The 19275-nt window shown below is 68.4% G+C and carries 17 protein-coding genes; 9 read left to right on the top strand and 8 right to left on the bottom strand.

Features of this window, described 5'->3' with window-relative positions; genetic code table 11:
• Positions 1-67: 67 nt before the first annotated feature.
• The 3 genes from hflC to LZ199_RS04585 form a co-directional block, all read right to left on the bottom strand.
• Complete coding sequence (gene hflC / locus LZ199_RS04595) at positions 68-1009, bottom strand: protease modulator HflC (RefSeq protein ID WP_253992411.1); 942 nt, start codon at positions 1007-1009, stop codon at positions 68-70.
• On the bottom strand, positions 1006-2052 hold the full coding sequence (gene hflK, locus LZ199_RS04590) for an FtsH protease activity modulator HflK (protein ID WP_253992410.1): 1047 nt from the start codon (positions 2050-2052) through the stop codon (positions 1006-1008). Before hflK ends, hflC begins: the two co-directional genes overlap by 4 nt.
• 178 nt (positions 2053-2230) lie before the next feature.
• Positions 2231-2974 (bottom strand): hypothetical protein, encoded by a 744-nt coding sequence (locus LZ199_RS04585; RefSeq protein ID WP_253992409.1) that lies wholly within the window; start codon positions 2972-2974, stop codon positions 2231-2233.
• Between the two features lie 236 nt (positions 2975-3210).
• Between LZ199_RS04585 and gspG the strand changes: the two genes are divergently transcribed.
• The 4 genes from gspG to LZ199_RS04565 all read left to right on the top strand — a co-directional run bounded on the left by gspG (position 3211) and on the right by LZ199_RS04565 (position 5745).
• Positions 3211-3630 carry a type II secretion system major pseudopilin GspG gene (gene gspG, locus LZ199_RS04580; protein ID WP_253992408.1) on the top strand — a complete coding sequence of 140 codons (420 nt, stop codon included), beginning with the start codon at positions 3211-3213 and terminating at the stop codon, positions 3628-3630.
• Between the two features lie 270 nt (positions 3631-3900).
• Positions 3901-4230: a YgdI/YgdR family lipoprotein gene (locus LZ199_RS04575; RefSeq protein ID WP_253992407.1), complete on the top strand. Its 330-nt coding sequence runs from the start codon at positions 3901-3903 to the stop codon at positions 4228-4230.
• A gap of 469 nt (positions 4231-4699) precedes the next feature.
• Positions 4700-5119 (top strand): DUF4189 domain-containing protein, encoded by a 420-nt coding sequence (locus tag LZ199_RS04570; RefSeq protein WP_253992406.1) that lies wholly within the window; start codon positions 4700-4702, stop codon positions 5117-5119.
• Entirely contained in the window at positions 5116-5745 is a 630-nt protein-coding gene (locus LZ199_RS04565) for a hypothetical protein (RefSeq protein ID WP_253992405.1), read from the top strand. The genes LZ199_RS04570 and LZ199_RS04565 overlap by 4 nt, the downstream gene beginning before the upstream one ends.
• Before the next feature lie 206 nt (positions 5746-5951).
• On the opposite strand, the gene LZ199_RS04560 is transcribed toward LZ199_RS04565, so the two are convergent.
• From LZ199_RS04560 to nhaA, 3 genes are all read right to left on the bottom strand, one after another.
• The gene (locus LZ199_RS04560; protein WP_253992404.1) at positions 5952-6272 is read right to left on the bottom strand and encodes a hypothetical protein; all 321 of its coding nucleotides are present in this window, start codon (positions 6270-6272) and stop codon (positions 5952-5954) included.
• A gap of 109 nt (positions 6273-6381) precedes the next feature.
• Positions 6382-8073, bottom strand: coding sequence for an ABC1 kinase family protein (locus LZ199_RS04555; RefSeq protein ID WP_253992403.1), 1692 nt, complete (start codon positions 8071-8073; stop codon positions 6382-6384).
• Positions 8074-8108: 35 nt separating this feature from the next.
• Positions 8109-9464: a Na+/H+ antiporter NhaA gene (nhaA, locus tag LZ199_RS04550; RefSeq protein WP_253992402.1), complete on the bottom strand. Its 1356-nt coding sequence runs from the start codon at positions 9462-9464 to the stop codon at positions 8109-8111.
• Positions 9465-9615: 151 nt separating this feature from the next.
• On the opposite strand from nhaA, the gene mutS reads away from it, so the two are divergent.
• Positions 9616-12387: a DNA mismatch repair protein MutS gene (gene mutS, locus LZ199_RS04545; RefSeq protein ID WP_253992401.1), complete on the top strand. Its 2772-nt coding sequence runs from the start codon at positions 9616-9618 to the stop codon at positions 12385-12387.
• 19 nt (positions 12388-12406) lie between these two features.
• On the opposite strand, the gene LZ199_RS04540 is transcribed toward mutS, so the two are convergent.
• Positions 12407-14092: a HEAT repeat domain-containing protein gene (locus LZ199_RS04540; protein ID WP_253992400.1), complete on the bottom strand. Its 1686-nt coding sequence runs from the start codon at positions 14090-14092 to the stop codon at positions 12407-12409.
• Positions 14093-14319: 227 nt separating this feature from the next.
• Between LZ199_RS04540 and LZ199_RS04535 the strand changes: the two genes are divergently transcribed.
• The 4 genes from LZ199_RS04535 (at position 14320) to LZ199_RS04520 (ending at position 18783) form a co-directional block, all read left to right on the top strand.
• A complete protein-coding gene (locus LZ199_RS04535) occupies positions 14320-15342 on the top strand; it encodes a DUF3616 domain-containing protein (RefSeq protein WP_253992399.1) in 1023 nt (340 codons plus the stop codon).
• 73 nt (positions 15343-15415) lie between these two features.
• Positions 15416-16075, top strand: coding sequence for a hypothetical protein (locus tag LZ199_RS04530; protein WP_253992398.1), 660 nt, complete (start codon positions 15416-15418; stop codon positions 16073-16075).
• 57 nt (positions 16076-16132) lie between these two features.
• Positions 16133-16897 (top strand): DUF3592 domain-containing protein, encoded by a 765-nt coding sequence (locus tag LZ199_RS04525; protein ID WP_253992397.1) that lies wholly within the window; start codon positions 16133-16135, stop codon positions 16895-16897.
• 86 nt (positions 16898-16983) lie between these two features.
• Positions 16984-18783, top strand: coding sequence for an N-acetylmuramoyl-L-alanine amidase (locus LZ199_RS04520; protein WP_253992396.1), 1800 nt, complete (start codon positions 16984-16986; stop codon positions 18781-18783).
• A 4-nt stretch (positions 18784-18787) separates the two neighbouring features.
• Here LZ199_RS04520 and LZ199_RS04515 read toward each other — a convergent pair whose 3' ends face one another.
• Positions 18788-19267 (bottom strand): anthrone oxygenase family protein, encoded by a 480-nt coding sequence (locus LZ199_RS04515; protein WP_253992395.1) that lies wholly within the window; start codon positions 19265-19267, stop codon positions 18788-18790.
• Between the last annotated feature and the right edge of the window lie 8 nt (positions 19268-19275).

Genomic DNA, 19275 nt, shown 5'->3' with positions numbered 1-19275 from the left:
CCCGGTGAGATTGCTGGGCTTCTGAATGTGGAGGCGGCGGGAATCGAACCCGCGTGGAGCCGTGTCCCTACTTCTTCGCGCTGCTGCGCAGGTATCGGTAGAACTCCGAGTCGCTGCCCAGGAAGAGGGACGTGGAGCGGTCCACCACCTGGGGGTAGGCCTCCAGGGTGCGCATGAACTGGTAGAACTCCGGGTCCCTCCCGAAGGCCTCCGCGTAGATCTTCGTCGCCTCGGCGTCGGCGGTGCCGGTGATCTCCTGCGCCTTGCGGTAGGCCTCCGAGCGGATCTCCTTCAAGTCCCGCTCCCGCTGTCCTCGGACTTCGGCCGCGCGGCCCATGCCCTCGGAGCGCGAGCGCTCGGCGGTGCGCCGCCGCTCGGAAATCATGCGCTCGAAGACCTTCACCTGGACCTCGTCGACGTAGTTGATGCGGCGGATCTGCACGTCCACCAGCTCCACGCCGAACTCCTTGACGATCTCCGCCGCGCGGTCGCGAATCTGCCGGGTCAACTTGTCGCGGCCCTGGGAGACCTGCTCCAGCGACTCCCCGCGCTCGGCCTCGGTCGTGTACTCGTCATCCTCGAACGGCCGATTGGTGGAGCGCACCGCTTCAATCAGCGCGAACGAGGCGATGGTGTTGCGCGTCTCGCCGTCGATGATGTCATCCAAACGGGACTGGGCGTTGCGCTCGTCACGCAGGCGCTGGAAGAAGCGCAGCGGGTCCACGATCCGCCAGCGGCCGAAGGTGTCCACCCAGATGTACTTCTTGTCCTTGGTGGGAATCTGGTTCGGGTCTCCGCGCCAGTCGAGCCAGCGCTTGTCGAAGCGGTTCACCGTGTCGACGAAGGGCTGCTTGAAGTGGAGTCCGGGCTCGGTGATGGACTGGCCCCGGGGCTGACCGAAGCGGGTGATGACAGCCTGCTCGTGCTCGCTCAGCGTGTACGTGCTGGAGAAGCCCAGGACCGCGGCGAGCACGGCGACGGCGAGGAGAATCAATGCGACGCGGCTCATCGCTGGGCCTCCTTCACCTGCGCTGCGCCCGCGGAGACGGGGTCCGCCCCATCCATCCGAAGGAGGGGCGTGAAGCCCTTGAGGTTCTCATCCATCACGACCTTCTGTCCGGCACCCGTGAGCACCTGGCTGACGGTCTCCAGGTACATGCGGCGGCGGGTGACTTCCGGCGCCTTGCGGTACTCGTCGTAGACGCGAGTGAAGCGCTCGGCCTCGCCCTTTGCGCGGTTGATGCGTTCAATCGCGTAGCCCTCCGCGGAGCGCAGGGCCTCCTCGGCCTCGCCCTTGGCGCGGGGGATGGCGCGGTTGCGCTCGGCGTAGGCCTCGTTGATGGCGCGCTCCTTCTCCTGGATGGCCTGGTTGACCTCGTTGAAGGACGGCTTGACGGGGTCGGGCGGGTTCACGTCCTGGAGGACGACCTGCTGGATGTCCACGCCCGTCTCGTAGCGGTCCGCCAGGTCCTGGAGCAGCAGCTTGGACTGGGTGGCCACCGTCTGGCGGCCCGTGGTGAGGACCTCGTTGACGGAGTGGTCACCGACGACGGCGCGCATCGACGCCTCGGAGATGTCGCGGAGCATCCCCTCCACGTTCTTCACCTTGAAGAGGTACTTGTACGGGTCCTTGATCTTGTACTGGACGATCCACTCGACGACGGCGACGTTGAGGTCACCGGTGAGCATCAGCGACTCGCGCTTCAGGTCGGAGGTGCTCGCGGAGTAGGACGTGTTGCGCGTGCTGACCGACTCGGTGCGGAAGCCGAACTCCGCCTTGAGCTGGCGCTGCACGGGCACCTTGACGATGCGGTCCACCCAGAACGGCAACCGGAAGTGGGGGCCCGGCTCCACCGTGCCCGCGAAGCGACCGAGCCGGAGGATGACGCCGACCTCGTCGGGCTCCACCTGCGCGTAGCTGGTGAACAAGCCCACCAGCCCGAGGAGCGCCAGGGCGCCCAGCAGGAGCCTGCGTCCGAGGCCGCGATTCAGCCTCCCTCGCAGCTCACGCAGGACGTCACCGGGGTCCCGACCCTCCGGGTCGGGGTTCAATACTCGAGGATCCCATGCCATCCTTCAGTGTTTGGACTACATAACATCTGGATGCAAGCGGAACCCGGGCGGCGCGTGAAACGAGCCTGAACGCCTGGTGTTTGGGAGGGCCCCTCGCTCGCCGAGCGCGTCGTGACGGTGACGCCTGGCGTCAGCCTCATGGTGGTCAGGCCGGGCTTCACGGGTCGCAGTGGGCGGACCTGTTCTCGAGGAACACCGTGGACACCTGCGGGGCCAGTCTTCCGTTTTCGACGCTGTACTTCACCCGCCTCTCGATGACGTCCGGTTGGGTCCCGCAGCCGGATTCGTAGAAGAGGGAGGTGACGGTCGGCCCCGCTGCGTCCAGCGAGGCGCGGAACCCTGTCTCGCCCGTGGCGATGGCCCCGGTGGGGTGTCCGCTGCGCTCGTCCGAGCCCAGATGGCGCCCATCCGGTGCTCTCAACGTCACGCGTACGCTCTGCTCGAAGGAGGAGTCTGGGAGGTCCTCCTTCTCGAGGCGCTCCAGCACCACGGCCGTCAGCATGCCCTCCGCCTTCTTCCACGACCTCGATTTGAGGACTCGCCACGTGGGGCCGAGCTGGGGGCAGGCCAGCGGCTGCGCCCACGTCACGGTGTGCGCGTATGCCTCGGCCTCGAAGGCCTTGACGGTCTCCAGCACCTTCGGCGCCGCCGAGGGCTCACAGGCTCCGAGCACCACCACGAAGCCCGGCTTGAGGCCCGGCACGCTGTTGCTCGGGACGATGCGTGGGTAGCCCTCGGCCACCTTCAGCAGCCCATCCCATTCGTTCGCCTTCGCGCGCTCCTGCCACCGAGCCAGGGCCGCTTGGGCCTCGGCCATGTTCTCGCCGCCTCCCCAGATGATGAGCTGGGCGGGCCGGGGCTCCGCGCTCGCCAGGCCTGCCCCTGCGAGTACGACAGCCACCCCAAGACTTTTCAAGTGCACGACGACCCCCTTGGTGTCGCCGGCATCCTAGCAAGGCCTTGAGTCACTTCGTTGCGGCACGTGGCCTGCACTGGAGCCCCCTGGGTCCGTCGCCAGTGGTTGGCGGAGGGCCCGGAAGGGCAGCGCCATGCGCGAAGCCAGGGTTCTGAAGGACAGGGCGACACGCGAGGCGGGGCAGGGGCCTGCCAGAACGTCACATGAGGTGAAGAACAGTCATGAACCCGAACAAGTCCAAGCAGCATCGTCGTCGCCATCGCGGAATGACGCTCATTGAAATCATGGTGGTCATCACCATCCTCGGCCTCATCGCGACGGCCGTCGGAGTGTCGGTCATGGACTCACTGAAGGCCGCGAAGAAGGACAAGGCCTCGTTGGACATCAAGGCCCTCGAAACCGCGCTCAAGCTCCACTACACCAAGACGGGCCACTTCCCAGACACTCAAGCCGGGCTCGGAGCGCTGGTGGAGAGCCGGGCGCTGGAGCAGCTCCCCAAGGACCCGTGGCAGAACGACTACGTGTATCTCAACGAGGGAGGCCGGCCCGTCGTCATCTCCTACGGCGCGGACGGCGCCGCGGGAGGCGAGGGTGATGACGCTGACATCTCCTCCACCCCCGCGAACTCCCAGAAGGGTTGAACCCTCTCACTCAGACTTGGGGCTCGATGTCCCTGGGGGTGGGTGAGCCTCGGGTGGGGACCCCGCATGCAAACCCCGCAGTCAGCGGGGCCCCGCCTGAGCTCCCTGACGCCAACCACCAGAATGCCACACCCCGACTGTCTGATGTCTGCCGTTCGGGCCGACGTGTTTGTGTTTGTGAGTTTCGCGGCTTAGGCATGAAGGGCCGGATTTTGTCTGACGATCTGGCGGCGCCTCCAGGCGTCCTCACGTCCAAAGAAAGGCATGACCATGAAGAAGCTGCTCCTGGGAATGTTCCTGGCAATGCTGTCGCTCGTCGGCTGTGGCACCGAGGAGGCGAACCTGCCAGAGGCCGGGCAGGTGATGACCACCGAGGATGGCCGCGAGCTGGTCATCGAGCAGCGGTCGGCCGAGCCGGGTGAGGAGGCTCCGGACGTCGCTGCCGCCAATGTGAGCGTGGACGAGGGCAATCTCGCGTGTTGGGTGGTGCTCAATTACTGCCGGCATCCGAACACGGGACGGCCGCACTGCACGGCCACCGGCTGCACGATTGCCGACGCCATCCGGCACTGTCAGGCGCTCATCAAGAAGACCTGCTGAGCCGTCACTGGGGGAATCTCATAGGACCTCTCGGCCTCGGCCGGGAGGTCCCGGGGAGCTCTCGAGGGCGGCCGGGACGAGTCTGGCCCAGCCGCACGTGCCGTCGACCCGCGACGCTTCGCGGGGCTTCGAACACAACTCATTATTTGAATCTGCTAAGCTGGTAATCCAATAAAAACGGGGATGGTGTTCCAAGGGGGCGCCCCGGGAGGTCCGATGAGCGCTGGCAACCTTCGAAGTTCGCAGGTCCGTGCTTCGGGGGCCAGTCCCGGTCGGCGCTGCTCGCGAGGCTGCTCTGCGGCGAGGTAGGTGTCTCGCGCGCCAGGCCACGACAGCAGGCGTGACGGAGCGACTGTTCCGACGCCTCTTTGTCACACAAGAGGCAGGGCTCGGTACACCCACGGCTCCTTTCCGCTGAAAAACCTTCCTTGGCTTCGAGCGTAGAAGTGGAGACACGAGGGGGGACACGATGAACGCCCGACGAAGTCTGGTGATTGCGACACTGATGGTGGCAACGAACCCAGCGCTGGCCGCGAGCGCGGTCGCCACGGCCGACGACATGACGTACGGCTACAGCTACAACCAGCCGACACAGGAAGCAGCGGAGCGTGCCGCGCTGAAGTCGTGCCAGCGGCGCACGCGGCGTGCCTGCCAGGTCCACGTCTCATGCGACGGTCCCGGCTTCGGCTCCATCTCGTTCAGCCGGAAGGCGGGCGGGCACACGCGGGCACTTGGGGCGTCGTGTGGCGTGTCGAGCATCGAGGACGCGTACGTGGCGGCGGTCCAGAAGTGCAACAGCAGTGGTGCCGGGAAGTGTGGCTGGCCGCGCATCGGCTGGAATGACCGGTTCGGCGAGACGGCGGAGGATGCAGAGGAGGGTTCGCGATGAGGTTCGCACTCCTTCTCGTCTTGGTGGCTGGCTCGGTGGCCGCGCAGGAGCGAAGAACGATTGAAGTCGGGCAGACGACCTGCATCCAGGTCCGCCGCGCGGTCAAGAGCTCGACGGTGAGCGTCGAGCCTCCCGAGGTCGCCCAGGCCCGGTTCGACACCAACCTGAACAGGCTGTGCATCGACGGCCGGCACCGCGGAGAGGCGCGGGTGACTTTCAGCGGGACATACCGGCGAATCGTGGTGGGAAGCGAGCTGCGCGAGGAAGGGCTGCCCTTCGAGCACTCGGCGGCGGTTCGTGTGCTGCCGCCGAGTCCCGACGTCCGCGAGATTCCACGGACCTATTCGCTTGATCGCGGGCAGGTGCGCCGGGCGCAGCTCAGCGTCTTCCTCGGGTCAGCATTCTCCAGGACTTCCCACGAGGACGACCAGTGGCGCGCGGTCAACATCGAGGTGGACAACCCGGGCATCGCCAACGTGAGGACGACTGTCGACCGACACGGCCGATTGATGCTCGAAGTGACTGGCGACGGTGGCGGCAACGTGCGCGTGAAGCTCACGGGCGAGCGGCGCGTGCACGGAGACTGGCAGCAGGTGGTGCGCGTGCTCAACGTGGTCGTTTCGTGAGCATCTCGCGCCAAACTCGACCCGAACCTCTTCGCTGGCCTTGAAGGGCAACCGCCGCGGCGCTGGCGAGATGCCCTGACCCGCCGTGGGCCTCGGCCGGCTGACACGGCGCGGGGCCCCGGAGCCCGCCAGCCGGAGGCCTTCAACGTTCCGACAGCGAGACGCCCGTGCCCGTGTCGTTGAACCCGATGAGGTCGTCGGCATCGTCAGGGGCTGGAGAGGTTGTCTGGCTGCTCACCCCGCAGCTCCGTGGGGGGCAGGCACCGCGGCATCATCTCCGTCCGGTAGTAGGGCGGTCTCCAACCGTGCAAGGACGTCATGCCGCAGTTGCAGTACTCGGCGCCTATCGCATACCGGGAATCCTGCTCGTAGATGGTCATGAAGTAGTAGCGCACCCAACCCCCGGAGCACGGCTCGGAGAGCTCCGCTTCGTATGTGGTGACTGCGCTCTCCTCGACCACGCCCTCCGCTTCGGCACCACCACAGCCTGTGAGCATCAACAGCACCGCGGCCACCGCACCGCCCACGGAAAATCCTGCCTTCGTGCACGCCTCCTCGATGGTGGCGGAGAATGGAGGAGGCCGGCAGGGCAGGTCCATCCCAGGAAAGTAGGGACTCGCTCCCCCGCACCCAGGGCTATTTCTTCGGCTGCTTCTTCAAGAACCGGCTCAGCCGCACCTTGCCCAGTCCGCGTCCGCCGAACAGGTACCAGGTGATGGCCGCGCCGAAGAGGCCCGCCGCCAGGGCGATGCCCACCGCGCCGAGCACCGGGATGTTCCCGTACATCCACGGCTTGGGCGCGAAGGAGATGAACGCCCCCACGATGAAGCCACACGCGCACAGCCCCATGAAGGCAATCACCGCCGCGCTGCGCAGGTTCTCGTTCAGCTTCTCGAACTGGTCCGCGCGCACCGTCACCGTGAACTTGCCGGACTCCATGTCGAGCAGGATTTGCGACAGCTGCGTGGGCAGGTCCTGCGCCATCGACTGCAGCCGCAAGAGCGTCCGCATCAGCCCGCCCTGCAGCTGCGTCGGGTCATACCGCCCCGCCAGCAGCTCCTTCGCGTACGGCAGCGCCACCTCGATGATGTTCATCTCCGGGTAGAGGCTGCGCAGCATGCCCTCGGTGGAGATGGAGGCGCGGCTGAGCAGCGCGTACTCCTTGGGAATCCGGATGCGGTACTTCACCGCCAGGTCCAACAAGTCGCGCAGCAGCGTGCGCGCGTCCACCTGTCCCAGCGTGGTGGGCAGGTGCGCGCCGAGGATGCTCTCGATGTCGTTGCGGAACCCCACCAGGTTGGCCCGCGCGTCCGGCACGCCCACGCGGTAGAGGATGCGCGCCACCGAGTCGCTGTCCTTCAGCGCCACCGCCAGGCACAACATCACCAGCGTCTCCTGCATGGGCCGCGTCAGCCGCCCCACCACGCCGAAGTCCAGCAGCGCCAGCCGGTTGCCCTCCATCAGGAGGAGGTTTCCCGGGTGCGGGTCGCCATGGAACAGCCCGTCGTCGAAGAGCTGCCGGAAGCTCGCCTCCAGGATGTTCTGGGCAATGGCCTTCCGGTCCTCCTCGGCCAGCGTCTCCGGAGCAATCTTCACGCCCTTGATGAACTCCAGCGTCAGCACCGTGCGACTGGACAGCGCCGCATAGACGCGCGGAATCTTGAGGTACGTCCGCTCCCGGTGGTTCTCCAGGAACGCGCGGACGTTCGTCGCCTCGTTGATGAAGTCCAGCTCCTCGTGGATGGCCCGGTCGAACTCGTCCACGATTCCCGTGGGCGTGTAGATGCCCGTCTCCTCCACCACGGCTTCCAAGAGGCGCGCCAGGCCGCGCAGCACCCCGAGGTCGGAGTCGATGCTCGCGGCGATGCCCGGCCGTTGCACCTTCACCACGACTTCCTCACCCTCCAGCGTCACCGCCCGGTGCACCTGGGCAATCGACGCCGCCGCCAGCGGCACCTCGTCGATGTGCTTGAACAGCTCGCTGGCTTCCTTGCCCAGCGACTCGCGAATCTGGGAGAGCACCTGCTCCAGCGGAATCGGGTCCACGTTGTCCTGGAGCAGCGCCAGTTCCTCGACGAACTCGGCGGGCAGCAGGTCCGCGCGCGTGGACAACACCTGGCCCAGCTTCACGAAGGTGGGCCCCAAGTCGTTCAGCAACATCCGGAAGCGGCGCGCGGTGGAGGCGCGCTGGGCCTCCGGCGACACCTCCACCTTCTCCTGCCGCCCCAGGATGCGCCACAGGCCCGCGCGCTCGAGCACCTCGCCAAAGCCATGTCGCGCCGCGATGACGGTGATCTGCCGCACACGGTTGAGGTCCTGGAGAATCACGGGAGGGTCTGTCTCCTTGCCACCACGGTACGACGTTACGCCCGCGCCACCGGCTTCGCCACGAAGCGGAGCAGGACATAGCCCACCACCGCCGACAGCAGCGAGCCGACGAGGATGCCCAGCTTGGCCTCGTTCAGGAGGGCGGGCTGGCCGGCGAACGCCAGCCCCGCGACGAACAGGGCCACCGTGAAGCCGATGCCCGCGACCACCGAGACGCCGTGGAGCTGCCCCAGCCCCGCGCCCCCAGGCAGGGTGGAGACGCGCAGCTTCACCGCCGCCAGGGTGAACAGGAAGATGCCCACCTGCTTGCCCACGAAGAGGCCCGCGATGATGCCCAGGGGCAGGGGCGCCAGCAGGTCCTTCCACCCCATGCCCTCCAGGGAGATGCCCGAGTTGGCCAGCGCGAACAGCGGGACGATGCCGTAGCCCACCCAGCCGTGCCACAGGTGCTCGAAGCGGTTGAGCGGCGGCTCCAGCTCCTCGATTCGATCCTCGATGTAGAGCAGCTGCGCGCCCCGCATCGACTCATCCTCGGCGTTCTGGGTGCAGTCGCGGATGTACGTGGCCAGCTCCTCCAGCACGTCCCGGCCCGGCCGGGTGGGGCGCGAGGGGATGCACAGGCCCACCACCACGCCGGCCAGCGTGGCGTGGATGCCGCCATGGTGCATCGTGTACCAGAGCGCCACGCCGCCCAGCAGCCAGGCGATGCCGTTGCGGACGTAGAAGCGGTTGAGCACCATCAGCACGCCGACGACCGCGGCGGCTCCGAGCAGCCACTCCACATGCAGCCCCGTGCCGTAGAACAGGGCGATGACGAGGATGCCGCCGATGTCGTCGAAGATGGCGAGCGCGGTGAGGAAGACGATGAGCCCGTGGCCCACGCGCGCCTTCACCAGGGTGAGGCAGCCGATGGCGAACGCGATGTCCGTGGCCATGGGGATGGCCCAGCCCGCCATCGCCGGAGTGCCCGCGTTGATGGCGACATAGAGCGCCGCCGGCACCACCATGCCGCCCAGCGCGGCGATGAGCGGCAGCATCGCGCGAGACAGCGTGCGCAGCTCCCCGGCGCTCAGCTCCCGCTTCACCTCCATGCCGACCAGGAAGAAGAACAGCGTCATCAAGCCGTCGTTGATGAGCTCCTGGAAGGTGAAGGACGCCCGGGCGCCCGCCACCCCCAGCTCCAGGCGGGCGCCGAACAAGCCGACGTAGGAGGAGGCCCACGGCGAGTTGGCCCACACCATGGCGACCACGGCGCACAGGGCCAGGAGGATGCCGCTGCTGGCCTGGAGGCGGAAGAAGGCCTGGAGCGGCGCGATGGCCACCCGGAAGAGCGCGGGCACGGGCGCGGGTGAACGGGTCCGGGGAGAGGATGAAGTCGAAGGAGTCTCCATGGCGGGGGCCAAGATGCCCGCGCCTTCCGGTGGGCGCACCCGTTTTCGGACCCGGGTCCGCCGAAATGTCACCCGTGCGTGTTAGGGAACTCGGCGGGTAGGGTCAGCCGTTCGTTGATCCACGGGGCGGGGGCATGAGAGAAGGGCGGGGATGGCCGTGACGCAGCAGATGAAGGCAGCCAAGGCAGCAGTGGTGGAGCTCCCCGTGGACCCGACGCCCGACGTCGGCTCGGAAGGGGAGAAGGCGAGCGACGGCTCGGGCGCGAGGGAGATCGCGTCCCTGACGCCGATGATGCGCCAGTACCTCGAGGTGAAGGCGCTGCACCCGGACTCGGTGCTCTTCTTCAGGCTCGGGGACTTCTACGAGATGTTCTTCGAGGACGCCGTGCGGGCCTCGGAGATCCTCCAGATCACCCTGACCGCCAGGGCCAAGGGCGCCGACAAGGTGCCCATGTGCGGCATCCCCTACCACTCGTCGCGCCGCTACATCGCGCGCCTCATCGGCGAGGGCCTCAAGGTCGCCATCTGCGAGCAGGTGGAGGAGGCCGGCACCGGGCCCGGCATCGTCCGCCGCGAGGTGACGCGCGTCATCACCCCCGGCATGGTGCTGGACGAGGAGGTGCTGGAGCCTCGCGACAGCAACTTCCTGGCCGCCGTGTGCTGGAGCGAGCGCGGGTGGGGCGGGGCGCTGCTGGAGGCGTCCACCGGAGAGTTCCTCGCCCTGGAGGCCGCTTCCGCGGAGGAGCTGGCGGAGTCGCTGTCGCGTGTGGAGCCCCGGGAGCTGCTGGTGTCCGCGGGGCAGCGTGACTCGGCGGAAGTCGCGCGGGTGTGCGCGCGGCTGCCTCGCGTGCCCTCCATCGCGGAGAGCGAGGCCGCCGCCTTCGAGCCTGTGCGCGCGGCGGGTTTCCTGCGCACGCACTTCGCGGTGCAGTCGCTGTCCGCCTTCGGGCTGGATGACGCGCCCATGGCCACGGGCGCGGCGGGCGCGGCGCTGCGCTACCTGAAGGACACGCAGAAGACGCCCGCGGCCCACGTGGACCGGCTCAGCCGCCAGGAGCGCTCGGGCAGCCTGCTGATGGACGAGTCCTCGCGCGCCAACCTGGAGGTGCTGCGCTCGCAGCGCGACGGGGGACGCAAGGGCTCGCTGCTCGGCGTGTTGGACAGGACGGTGACGAGCCTGGGCGCGCGCAAGCTGGCGCGCTGGCTGGCGTCCCCGCTGGGCTCGCTGCCGGAGATCCACGCGCGGCTGGACGCGGTGGAGGAGCTGTCCGCGCGCAGCGTGTGGCGTGAGGAGCTGACCGGCATCCTCAAGGAAGTGGCGGACCTGGAGCGGCTGACGGGCCGGCTGTCGCTGGGCGCGGGCAACGCGCGGGACTTGCGCGCGCTGGGCCTGTCCCTGGCGCAGCTCCCCCGGCTGGGAGCGGCCCTGGCGCGGTGCCAGACGGCGCTGCTCCAGTCGCTCGCGGGGCCGCTGACGGCGCTGCCGGAGCTGGCGGAGCTGCTGGCGCGCGCGGTGGTGGACGAGCCTCCCGTGGTGCTGAAGGAAGGCGGCCTCATCCGCCAGGGCTACCACGCGGAGCTGGACAAGCTGGTGGAGCTGTCCACGTCCGGCAAGGACATCCTGCTGAAGATCGAGCAGCGGGAGAAGGAGCGGACCGGCATCGGCTCGCTCAAGATCCGCTACAACAAGGTCTTCGGGTACTACCTGGAGGTGACGAAGTCGAACCTGCACCTGGTGCCCGCGGACTACATCCGCAAGCAGACCACGGTGGGGGCGGAGCGCTTCGTCACCCCGGAGCTGAAGGAGCACGAGGAGCTGGTGCTCACCGCGGAGGAGAAGCGGTGCGCGCTGGAGCTCCAGTTGTTCGAGGAGCTTCGGGCGAAGGTCGCCTCGGCGGCGCCGCGCATCCGCTCGGCGGCGGAGGCGGTGGCCGCGGCGGATGCGCTGCTGTCCTTCGCGCGCTGCGCGTCCGAGTATGGCTACATGCGGCCGGAAGTCGACGCGTCGGAGGTGCTGAGCATCACCGCCGGGCGGCATCCGGTGGTGGAGCGGATGCTGGGGGCGGGGGAGTCCTTCGTTCCCAACGACGTGCGGATGGACCCGGAGGATGCGCAGTTGCTCGTCATCACCGGTCCGAACATGGCCGGCAAGAGCACGGTGATGCGGCAGGTGGCGCTCACGGCGCTGATGGCGCAGGCGGGCTCGTTCGTCCCGGCGAAGGCGGCGCGCATCGGCCTGTGTGATCGCATCTTCACGCGCGTGGGCGCGGCGGACAACCTGGCGCGCGGCCAGTCCACCTTCATGGTGGAGATGACGGAGACCAGCCACATCCTCCACCACGCCACGCGCAAGAGCCTCATCATCCTGGATGAGATTGGACGCGGGACGTCCACGTTCGACGGGCTCTCGATTGCGTGGGCGGTGGCGGAGCACCTGCATGACCACGTGAGCGCGCGCACGCTGTTCGCCACGCACTACCACGAGCTGGTGGACCTGGCGCGCGAGCGCACCCGGGTGAAGAACCTGTGCATCGCCGTGAAGGAGCAGGGCGGCAAGGTCATCTTCCTGCGCAAGCTGATTCCCGGTGGGGCCAGCCGCTCCTACGGCATCGAAGTCGCGAAGCTCGCGGGGCTGCCCTCGGAGGTGGTGGGGCGGGCGCGGGAGCTGCTCCAGAACCTGGAGTCGGGGGAGCTGGACGATGCGGGGCGTCCCCGCGTGGCGGTGCGGCAGAACCCCAAGCGCGCGGCGTCCACGGCGCAGCTCGGGCTGTTCGGAGAGCCTGCCCCCGTGGCCCCGGCCGCCCCTGTGCTTCCGGCTGCGCACCAGCAGGCGCTGGAGACGCTCAAGGCGGTGTCGGTCAACACACTGACGCCGCTGGATGCGCTCAACCTGCTGGCGAAGCTCCAGCGCGAGCTGGAGTAGGCGCGAAGTTCGCGAGGGGCTACTTCCCCTCGCTCTGGACGTTCTGGGGCGTCGCCATCTGGATGCCTCCCAGGGGGTCGACAACGACGTCTCCGCCCAGGCAGGAGATGAACAGGCGTCCGTTGGACAGGAGGCCCGATTTCAGGGGAGCTCCGGGGAGGGTTCTCCATGGCCTGGCCACGAACGACTGGCCTTGAGGGATGACCCGGAAGAGCACTCCTTCATTGAGGATGAGGTGAGCCAACCCGGTCACCGCGATGATGTGCTCACCGAGACGGTGGATGCGGTGGGTGTTGACATCGAGGACCCTCGTCGTGGTGGCGTCATCTTGGACGTGCATGAGCTCGCCCTCCCATTCGCCCCGGTCGGACCCCAGGAGTTGCCCACGAGGAACGCGGAGGCCGCAGTCGGGCTTTTGCTTGATGGGTGTCAGGTGCACGCCATCCGGTCCGAAGCCACGGATGACCGCGTCGTACTCCAGCCGTTCGAGTTCGGAGGCGGAAAGCTCGTCGGGTCCCGCGACAAGGGCAGGAGTCGGGCTGCGCGGTGCGAAGAACAGGACTCCGTCGGTGACGAACGCAACAGGGGTTCCGAAGCCAATCGCTGGAGATGTCTTGTCGCGGATGAGGCTCAGGGCCTTGCGCGCGGCAAGCCTGACGGGAGGGTACCAATGTCTCTGCGCGACTCGCTTCAGGGGGCTCATCGCATTGACTGCATGAAGTCGACCCAGCGCGTCGACCGAGGCGAGAACCCGTTGCCAATCCTCGTCATCCTCGAGCATGTCCACCAGGGAGGGGATGGCCTGGGCGTATTGGATGTGGCCGAGCGTCTGGGCCGCGAAGGCCCTCAGCTCCCAATCCTTGCTGGAGAGCAGCTCGAAGACGGCGCTGCCCGCATCCAGCCCCTGCTTTTGACGCTCCGAGAGCTCTCGCAATGTGCGGAAGGAAGGCTCCTCACGAAGCCGTGAGATGAGTTCAGCCACCTCGGGCGGTGGCTGGAGGTCCGCGATGGCGGCGCCGACAGCGTCTCGCAAGGTGCCATCTTTCTGCTGAAGCGCATCGAGGGTGGGGATGGCAGGCCGTGCAAGGACGCCAACGCAGCCCAACAATCTGATGGCATGACCCTTGTTCTCGTGCCGGGTGGTGCTCCCGGTCGCGACGGCCAGCAGGGGCGCCACCGCATCGGCCGAGCCGGCCTGCATCGTCCGGAGGACTTCGCAGGCGCGGTCGATGAACGATGGAGGCTGCGGTGCCGGAGCGCGGACGGTCTCTGCCAGGGCGACAGCGGCCTTGCTCCCCGCGACGACCAGTCCGTTTGTCAGGTGCCAGTTCGACTCGGGAGCGTTTCTGAGGCCCGCGATGAGGAAATCAATGGCGCGCGCCGTGCCAATGCGGCCGATGGCCTGCGAGAGAAACCCGCCATCACGGAGTTGGGCCCGCAGGAGCACTTCCAGGTGCTCTTCAGAGAGCCCCTCGATATCTCCGAGGACGTAGCCGGCGCTCTGGCGGACGGACTTCGATTCGTTCGAGAGAAGTGAGAGCAGGGCCGGAATGGCGGCCGGGCCATGGGCCTGGATTCTCACCGCGAGCCCATCCTCTTCGGTGACCATCGTGTCCGCCGCGACTTGCTGGAGTCGAGTCACGAGGGTCTTGAGTTCGGGTGGTTCGGCCGCCTCGGCGCGTGGGACTGGGAAGAACAGGACCACCAGGGCGAGTGTTCTCAGGCGACATGACAGGGACATGGGTGCGCTCCGTGCGGAATCGCGAGCACGTTCCCTCATGCGCGCCTGAGGACTCCTCACCCGGGTTTCATGGGTCCATCACGGCATCATCACGGCGGAGTGCTCGCGACGTGTCCCCGGATGTCTCGCAGCCCACACTTTCCACCGGGGGACTTCCCGCACGCCGGGGGCGTGACGAGATCTGGGGGTCTATGAGGCTGGCCTCCATCATCGTGGGAATTGGCATCGCGGGCTGTGCGGCCCGGGGCGTACAGGCAGGGTCGGAGAGCGTTCCGGCCCAGGGTGGTTCAGGTCGCGACGTCCTCGTCTTCGAGGGCATGTGCGACGCCTCCGGCGCGGTGGCGCTCGGCGGCTCGTTGTTCGTGGTGGGTGACGACGAAGACAACATCCTCCGTGTCTATGACGCCCGGCGCGGCGGTGCCCCCGTGCGCAGCGTGGACCTGTCACCCGAGCTGGAGCTGCCGGCCCACAAGAAGAAGCCTCCGGAGGCGGACATCGAGGCGGCCACGGGCTTGGGCTCGTACTCCTTCTGGCTCACCTCGCATGGACGCAACAGCTCCGGGAAGAAGGCGCCCAGCCGGCTGCGCTTCTTCGCCACCGAGGAGACGCAAGGCCTGCCCCGGCTCGTGGGTCGGCCCTATACGCAGCTGCTGGACGACCTGCTCGCGGCGCCTCAGCTCGGCGCGTTCCGTCTGGCGGATGCGGAGGGCCTGGCCCCCAAGGCGCCCGGTGGCCTCAACATCGAGGGCATGACGGCGATGGCGGACGGCGCGTCCATCCTCATCGGCTTCCGCAGTCCGGTGCCCCAGGGCAAGGCGCTGCTCGTCCCGCTCCTCAACCCGAAGGAGATGGTGCTGGAGGGCGCCTCCGCGCGCGTGGGCGAGCCCCGGCTGGTGGACCTGGGAGGCATGGGCGTGCGCTCCCTGTCCTGGTGGCACGGGCGCTACCTCATCATCAGCGGTGGCACCGATGGTGGAGGCACCTCGCACCTGTTCACCTGGGCCGGCGGCGAGGATGCGCCCGTCCTCGCGAGCGACGTCAACCTGACGGGCTTCAACCCGGAGGCGTTCTTCACGCCCGAGGACGCGGAGGAGATTTTGCTGCTCAGCGACGACGGCGCGATGCCGCTCGACGGCGTGGCGTGCAAGAAGCTCAAGGACCCCTCGCGCAAGCGCTTCCGCGGCGTGTGGGTGCGCCTGCCGCAGCGGGGCTGACGAGCGTCCTGTCTCATTGACGGGTCCACGGCGGTCTCGCGAGAATCACCGCTTTTCCCGCCGGGGAGTCTTCGTGAACCGTGTCTCAGGTCTGCTGGCGCTGCTCTGTTTCTGTGTCTCGTCAGGCGCGCTCGCGCAGCGCAAGGAGCTCACTCCCGCCACGCCGGAGGCGACGTGTGAGCTCACCCCCGCGCTGCGCCTCACCATGCTGGGCGGAGGCTCCTACGACCTCAAGGAGCCGGCCCTCTATTCCTTCTCGCGCTCGCGCAGCAACGTGCAGGTGTTCGTCTCCCAGCCGGAGGGCGCGACGGAGCCTCGGCTCGAGGCCGTGGGCTTCTGGCACTTGAAGTCAAACTGTCTCATCACCGTCGACGCCAAGGAGATTCAGTACGGCTCCAAGCTGGACTGCGAGGACGCGGAAATCGAGGCGAAGGTGAACGGCTCGGAGGTCACCATCCAGACGCCCGAGAAGGACGTCTTCAAGGTGACCTGGCCGTCGAAGGAGAGCTCCTCGCTGGGCCTGCGCATCACCCTCGTCGCCGAGGGCAACTTCCGGCGCGTGTTCGGCAGCCTGTGTGGGGAGTACAAGAATCCCCCCGCCGAGGTGCCCGGCAAGGAGGCTGAGCTGCGCACGCTCAAGCGCCGCTCGGTGGTGGGCCCGGACCTCAAGTACCGCGACCACAGCATCTTCTACAAGTTGGAGGAGGCCCAGAAGCGCGCCCGTGGAGAGTAGCGGCCGACGTGGGGCCCGGCTGGCGGACGCGTCAATCGCGTGTAGGCTGTCGGGCCGATGCAGCTCGCCATTCCGCATGCACCTCGCAAGGTGCGACTGACGCAGGTCCCCGGCGCGGTGGGGCGCCTCGCGAGAGACGCCGTGCTCGGGCTGGCCTTCATGGCGTTGCTCGGCGCCGGGGCCACCTGGGCGGGGCGCTTCTTCGTGGAGGAGCACGGCTTCAACGCGCGGGCCGAGGAGGTGGACGGCGTGCTGGTGGCCACGCGGCTTCCGCCGACGGACCAGCGCGACGGCGCCGAGGGCTTGCTCGAGGTCCTCTACACCTTCGAGAACGTGGAGCACTCCGTGTCGGACGTCCGCACCTTCGCGGAGTACGCGGAGGGGCTGGGGCACGGCGCGGTGGTGAAGCTCCTGGTGGACCCGGCCGCGCCGGGCCGTCCCCGGGAGGCGACCTTCGCGCGGGCCCGTGCGTCGCGCATGGGGTGGCTGCCCTTCGGCCTGGCGTTGGGCGCGCTCGGGGCGGTGGCCATGTTCACCCGCGAGGCCCGGCGGCTGGTGCGCTCGGAGGTGGAGCCCCTGCGACTGGGCGCGTTGGTGTGGCTGACGCCGGACGGGCCGCTGCCGGAGGCTCGGGGGGAAGTGGTGTTCCCCGCGCACTACTTCCGGCAGGACGTGAAGATGGAGGTCCGCGCGAGGGTGCGTCCGGGCCGGGCGCCGGTGCGCAACGGGACGAAGGTGCTCGCGGCGGTGGTGCCCAGGGAGCCCGGCTGGGCCCGGGTCATCGACCAGGACCTGGCGGGAGTGCTGGGCTGGCTGCGCTGAGCGGGTGCGGCGGGGGCCGAAAAGTTGCCGGTGACGTGGGGCCGTGTGACACACGCCTGTAGCTCCCAGTTCGCCGGAGGTTCTTCATGTGCCCACGCCTGTTGCTCGCGCTGCCCATGCTGCTGTTGCTCGTCCCGGGCACGGTCGGGGCCGCGAAGCGGGATGAGGCCGAGGCGGCGTACCAGGGGGCCCGGCGCGCCTACTACGCGCTGAAGGACGACGCGGCCCGACGCAAGCTGCGCCACCACTGGCTCAACGTGGTGCACAAGTTCGAGGCGGTGGCCAAGAGCCACCCCAAGTCCGAGCGCGCCCCCGACGCCCTCTTCACCGCGGGAGAGCTGCTCCAGGAGCTGAGCCGCATCTCCTTCGTCGAGGAGGACCTGAAGTCGGCCATCGCGGACTACGACAAGCTGAGCCGCGACTACCCGAAGCACCGGCTGGCGGATGACGCCGCGCTGGCCCTGGCCCGCATCCACGTCCACCGGATGGACCGGCCGGAGGACGCTCGCCGCGTGCTGACGGACATGCTCGCCTCCAACAGCAAGGGCGACCAGGCGAAGGAGATGAAGGCGCTGCTGGCCTCGCTCCCGACGCCCAAGGGCGCGCCCGCCGCGCCGGCTCCGTCGCGCGCCAGGCCCGCCACGCCCGTCAAGGCGCCCGCGCAGGAGGAGAAGGCCACGGCGGTGGCCAGGGTCGAGACGTCGTCGGAGCGCCCTGCCTCCGCGCTGGTGGGGGCCATCGAGAAGCTGGCCCGCGAGCCGTCCCCGATGATTCCCCGCCTGGACCCCAGCGCTCCCGTGAGCGGTGAGTCGTCCGGTGAGGGCCGTGGGCTGGACGAAGCCGTCGCCGCCGCGCTGGCCGCGAAGGAGCAGTCGTCGAAGGCCCCCGCTGTCGCCATGGCGTCGAAGCCCGTGGAGACCTCGAAGCCCGTGGGGACTCCCGTCGAGGTGGCATCGTCGAAGGTCTCCACGTCGCGTCTGCCGGAGCGTCGCCCGGAGCCCGAGCCCGTCCACGTCGCGCAGGTCGTCTCCGAGAAGCCCAAGGCGGTGGAGGCGCCGAAGAGCGTCGAGGTCGCGGTGGTCGAGCCGCCCAAGCCGATTACCCGTCCGGTGGATGACGAGGTGGCGCAGGCGCGGCTCAAGGCGGTGGCGAAGCAGTCGCGCCGCGCGGAGCTGACGCTGGCGGAGCAGCTGGGGCTCAAGGTGCGGCGCGTGGTCATCGACCCGGGGCATGGCGGACACGACTCGGGGGCCATCGGCAAGGAGGGGACGCGCGAGAAGGACGTGGCGCTCTCCATCTCCCTCAAGCTGGCGGACGAGCTGCGCGAGCGTGGGCTGGAGGTCGTCCTGACGCGCGAGGATGACCGGTTCATCCGCCTGGAGGACCGCGCGAAGTTCGCCAACACCGAGCGCGGTGACTTGTTCATCTCCGTCCACTGCAACGCCGCGACGAGCCGCAAGCTGCGCGGCATCGAGACGTACACGCTCAACACCTCGGCGGACCGCTACTCCATCCGGCTGGCCGCGCGGGAGAACGCGTCGTCCGAGAAGGGCATCAGCGACCTGCAGTTCATCCTCGCGGACCTGGCGACGAAGGCGAACACCGAGGAGTCCTCGCGGCTCGCCAACCAGGTGCAGCGCAGCCTGGTGACGTCCCTGGCGAACAAGTACTCGGACATCAAGGGCCTGGGCCACAAGGAGGCGCTGTTCTACGTGCTGCTCGGCGTGAAGATGCCGGCCATCCTCGTGGAGACCGCGTTCCTGTCGAACCTGGATGAAGAGAAGCGCCTGGCCACGAGCGCCTACCAGACGGACGTGGCCAAGGCGATTGCCCAGGGTGTCGAGGACTTCCTCGGCGACCGCAACCGCGTGGCGAAGGTCGATTGAGTCTTCAGCGAAGCGCGCGCGTGAGGAGCACCGTCGCCGAGAGGCACGCCACCGTCCGCACGTGATTCCACGCAGTCCAGCCTGACACGTAGCGGGCCCACGCGACGGCGGCTTCGGCGCTGTCCGGGTTGAGTGCGGCCAGCGCGTCATTGCGCGGCACGTTGAACGCCGCTGTCACCGCGAAGCTCCCGACGAGGAAGACCGCGCCTCCCAGGATTCGCGCCTGGGAGAGCGGCTCGCTCCAGGTGCCCAGGGACGACACCACCAGCCCCGCGCAGGCCAGCACGGTGCCGATGAAGGCCGCGATGAACAGGCCCGATACCGCCGAGACGTTGATGGCCTGCATCGCGGCGATGCCACGCGCGGCGGGCAGCTTCGTCAGGCCGCTCATGACGAAGGTCGAGAAGGCGAAGAACACGCCCGCCATCAGTCCGCAGCCCAGCACGGCCACCCACGTCAGGACTCCCAGCACCAGCTCCATCATCCGTCCCA

The organism is Myxococcus qinghaiensis, assembly GCF_024198215.1.
GTDB classification, from domain to species: Bacteria; Myxococcota; Myxococcia; order Myxococcales; family Myxococcaceae; genus Myxococcus; species Myxococcus qinghaiensis.
The sequence above is the reverse complement of the archived record's forward strand: the minus strand, read 5'-3'. Positions and strand labels throughout refer to the sequence as shown.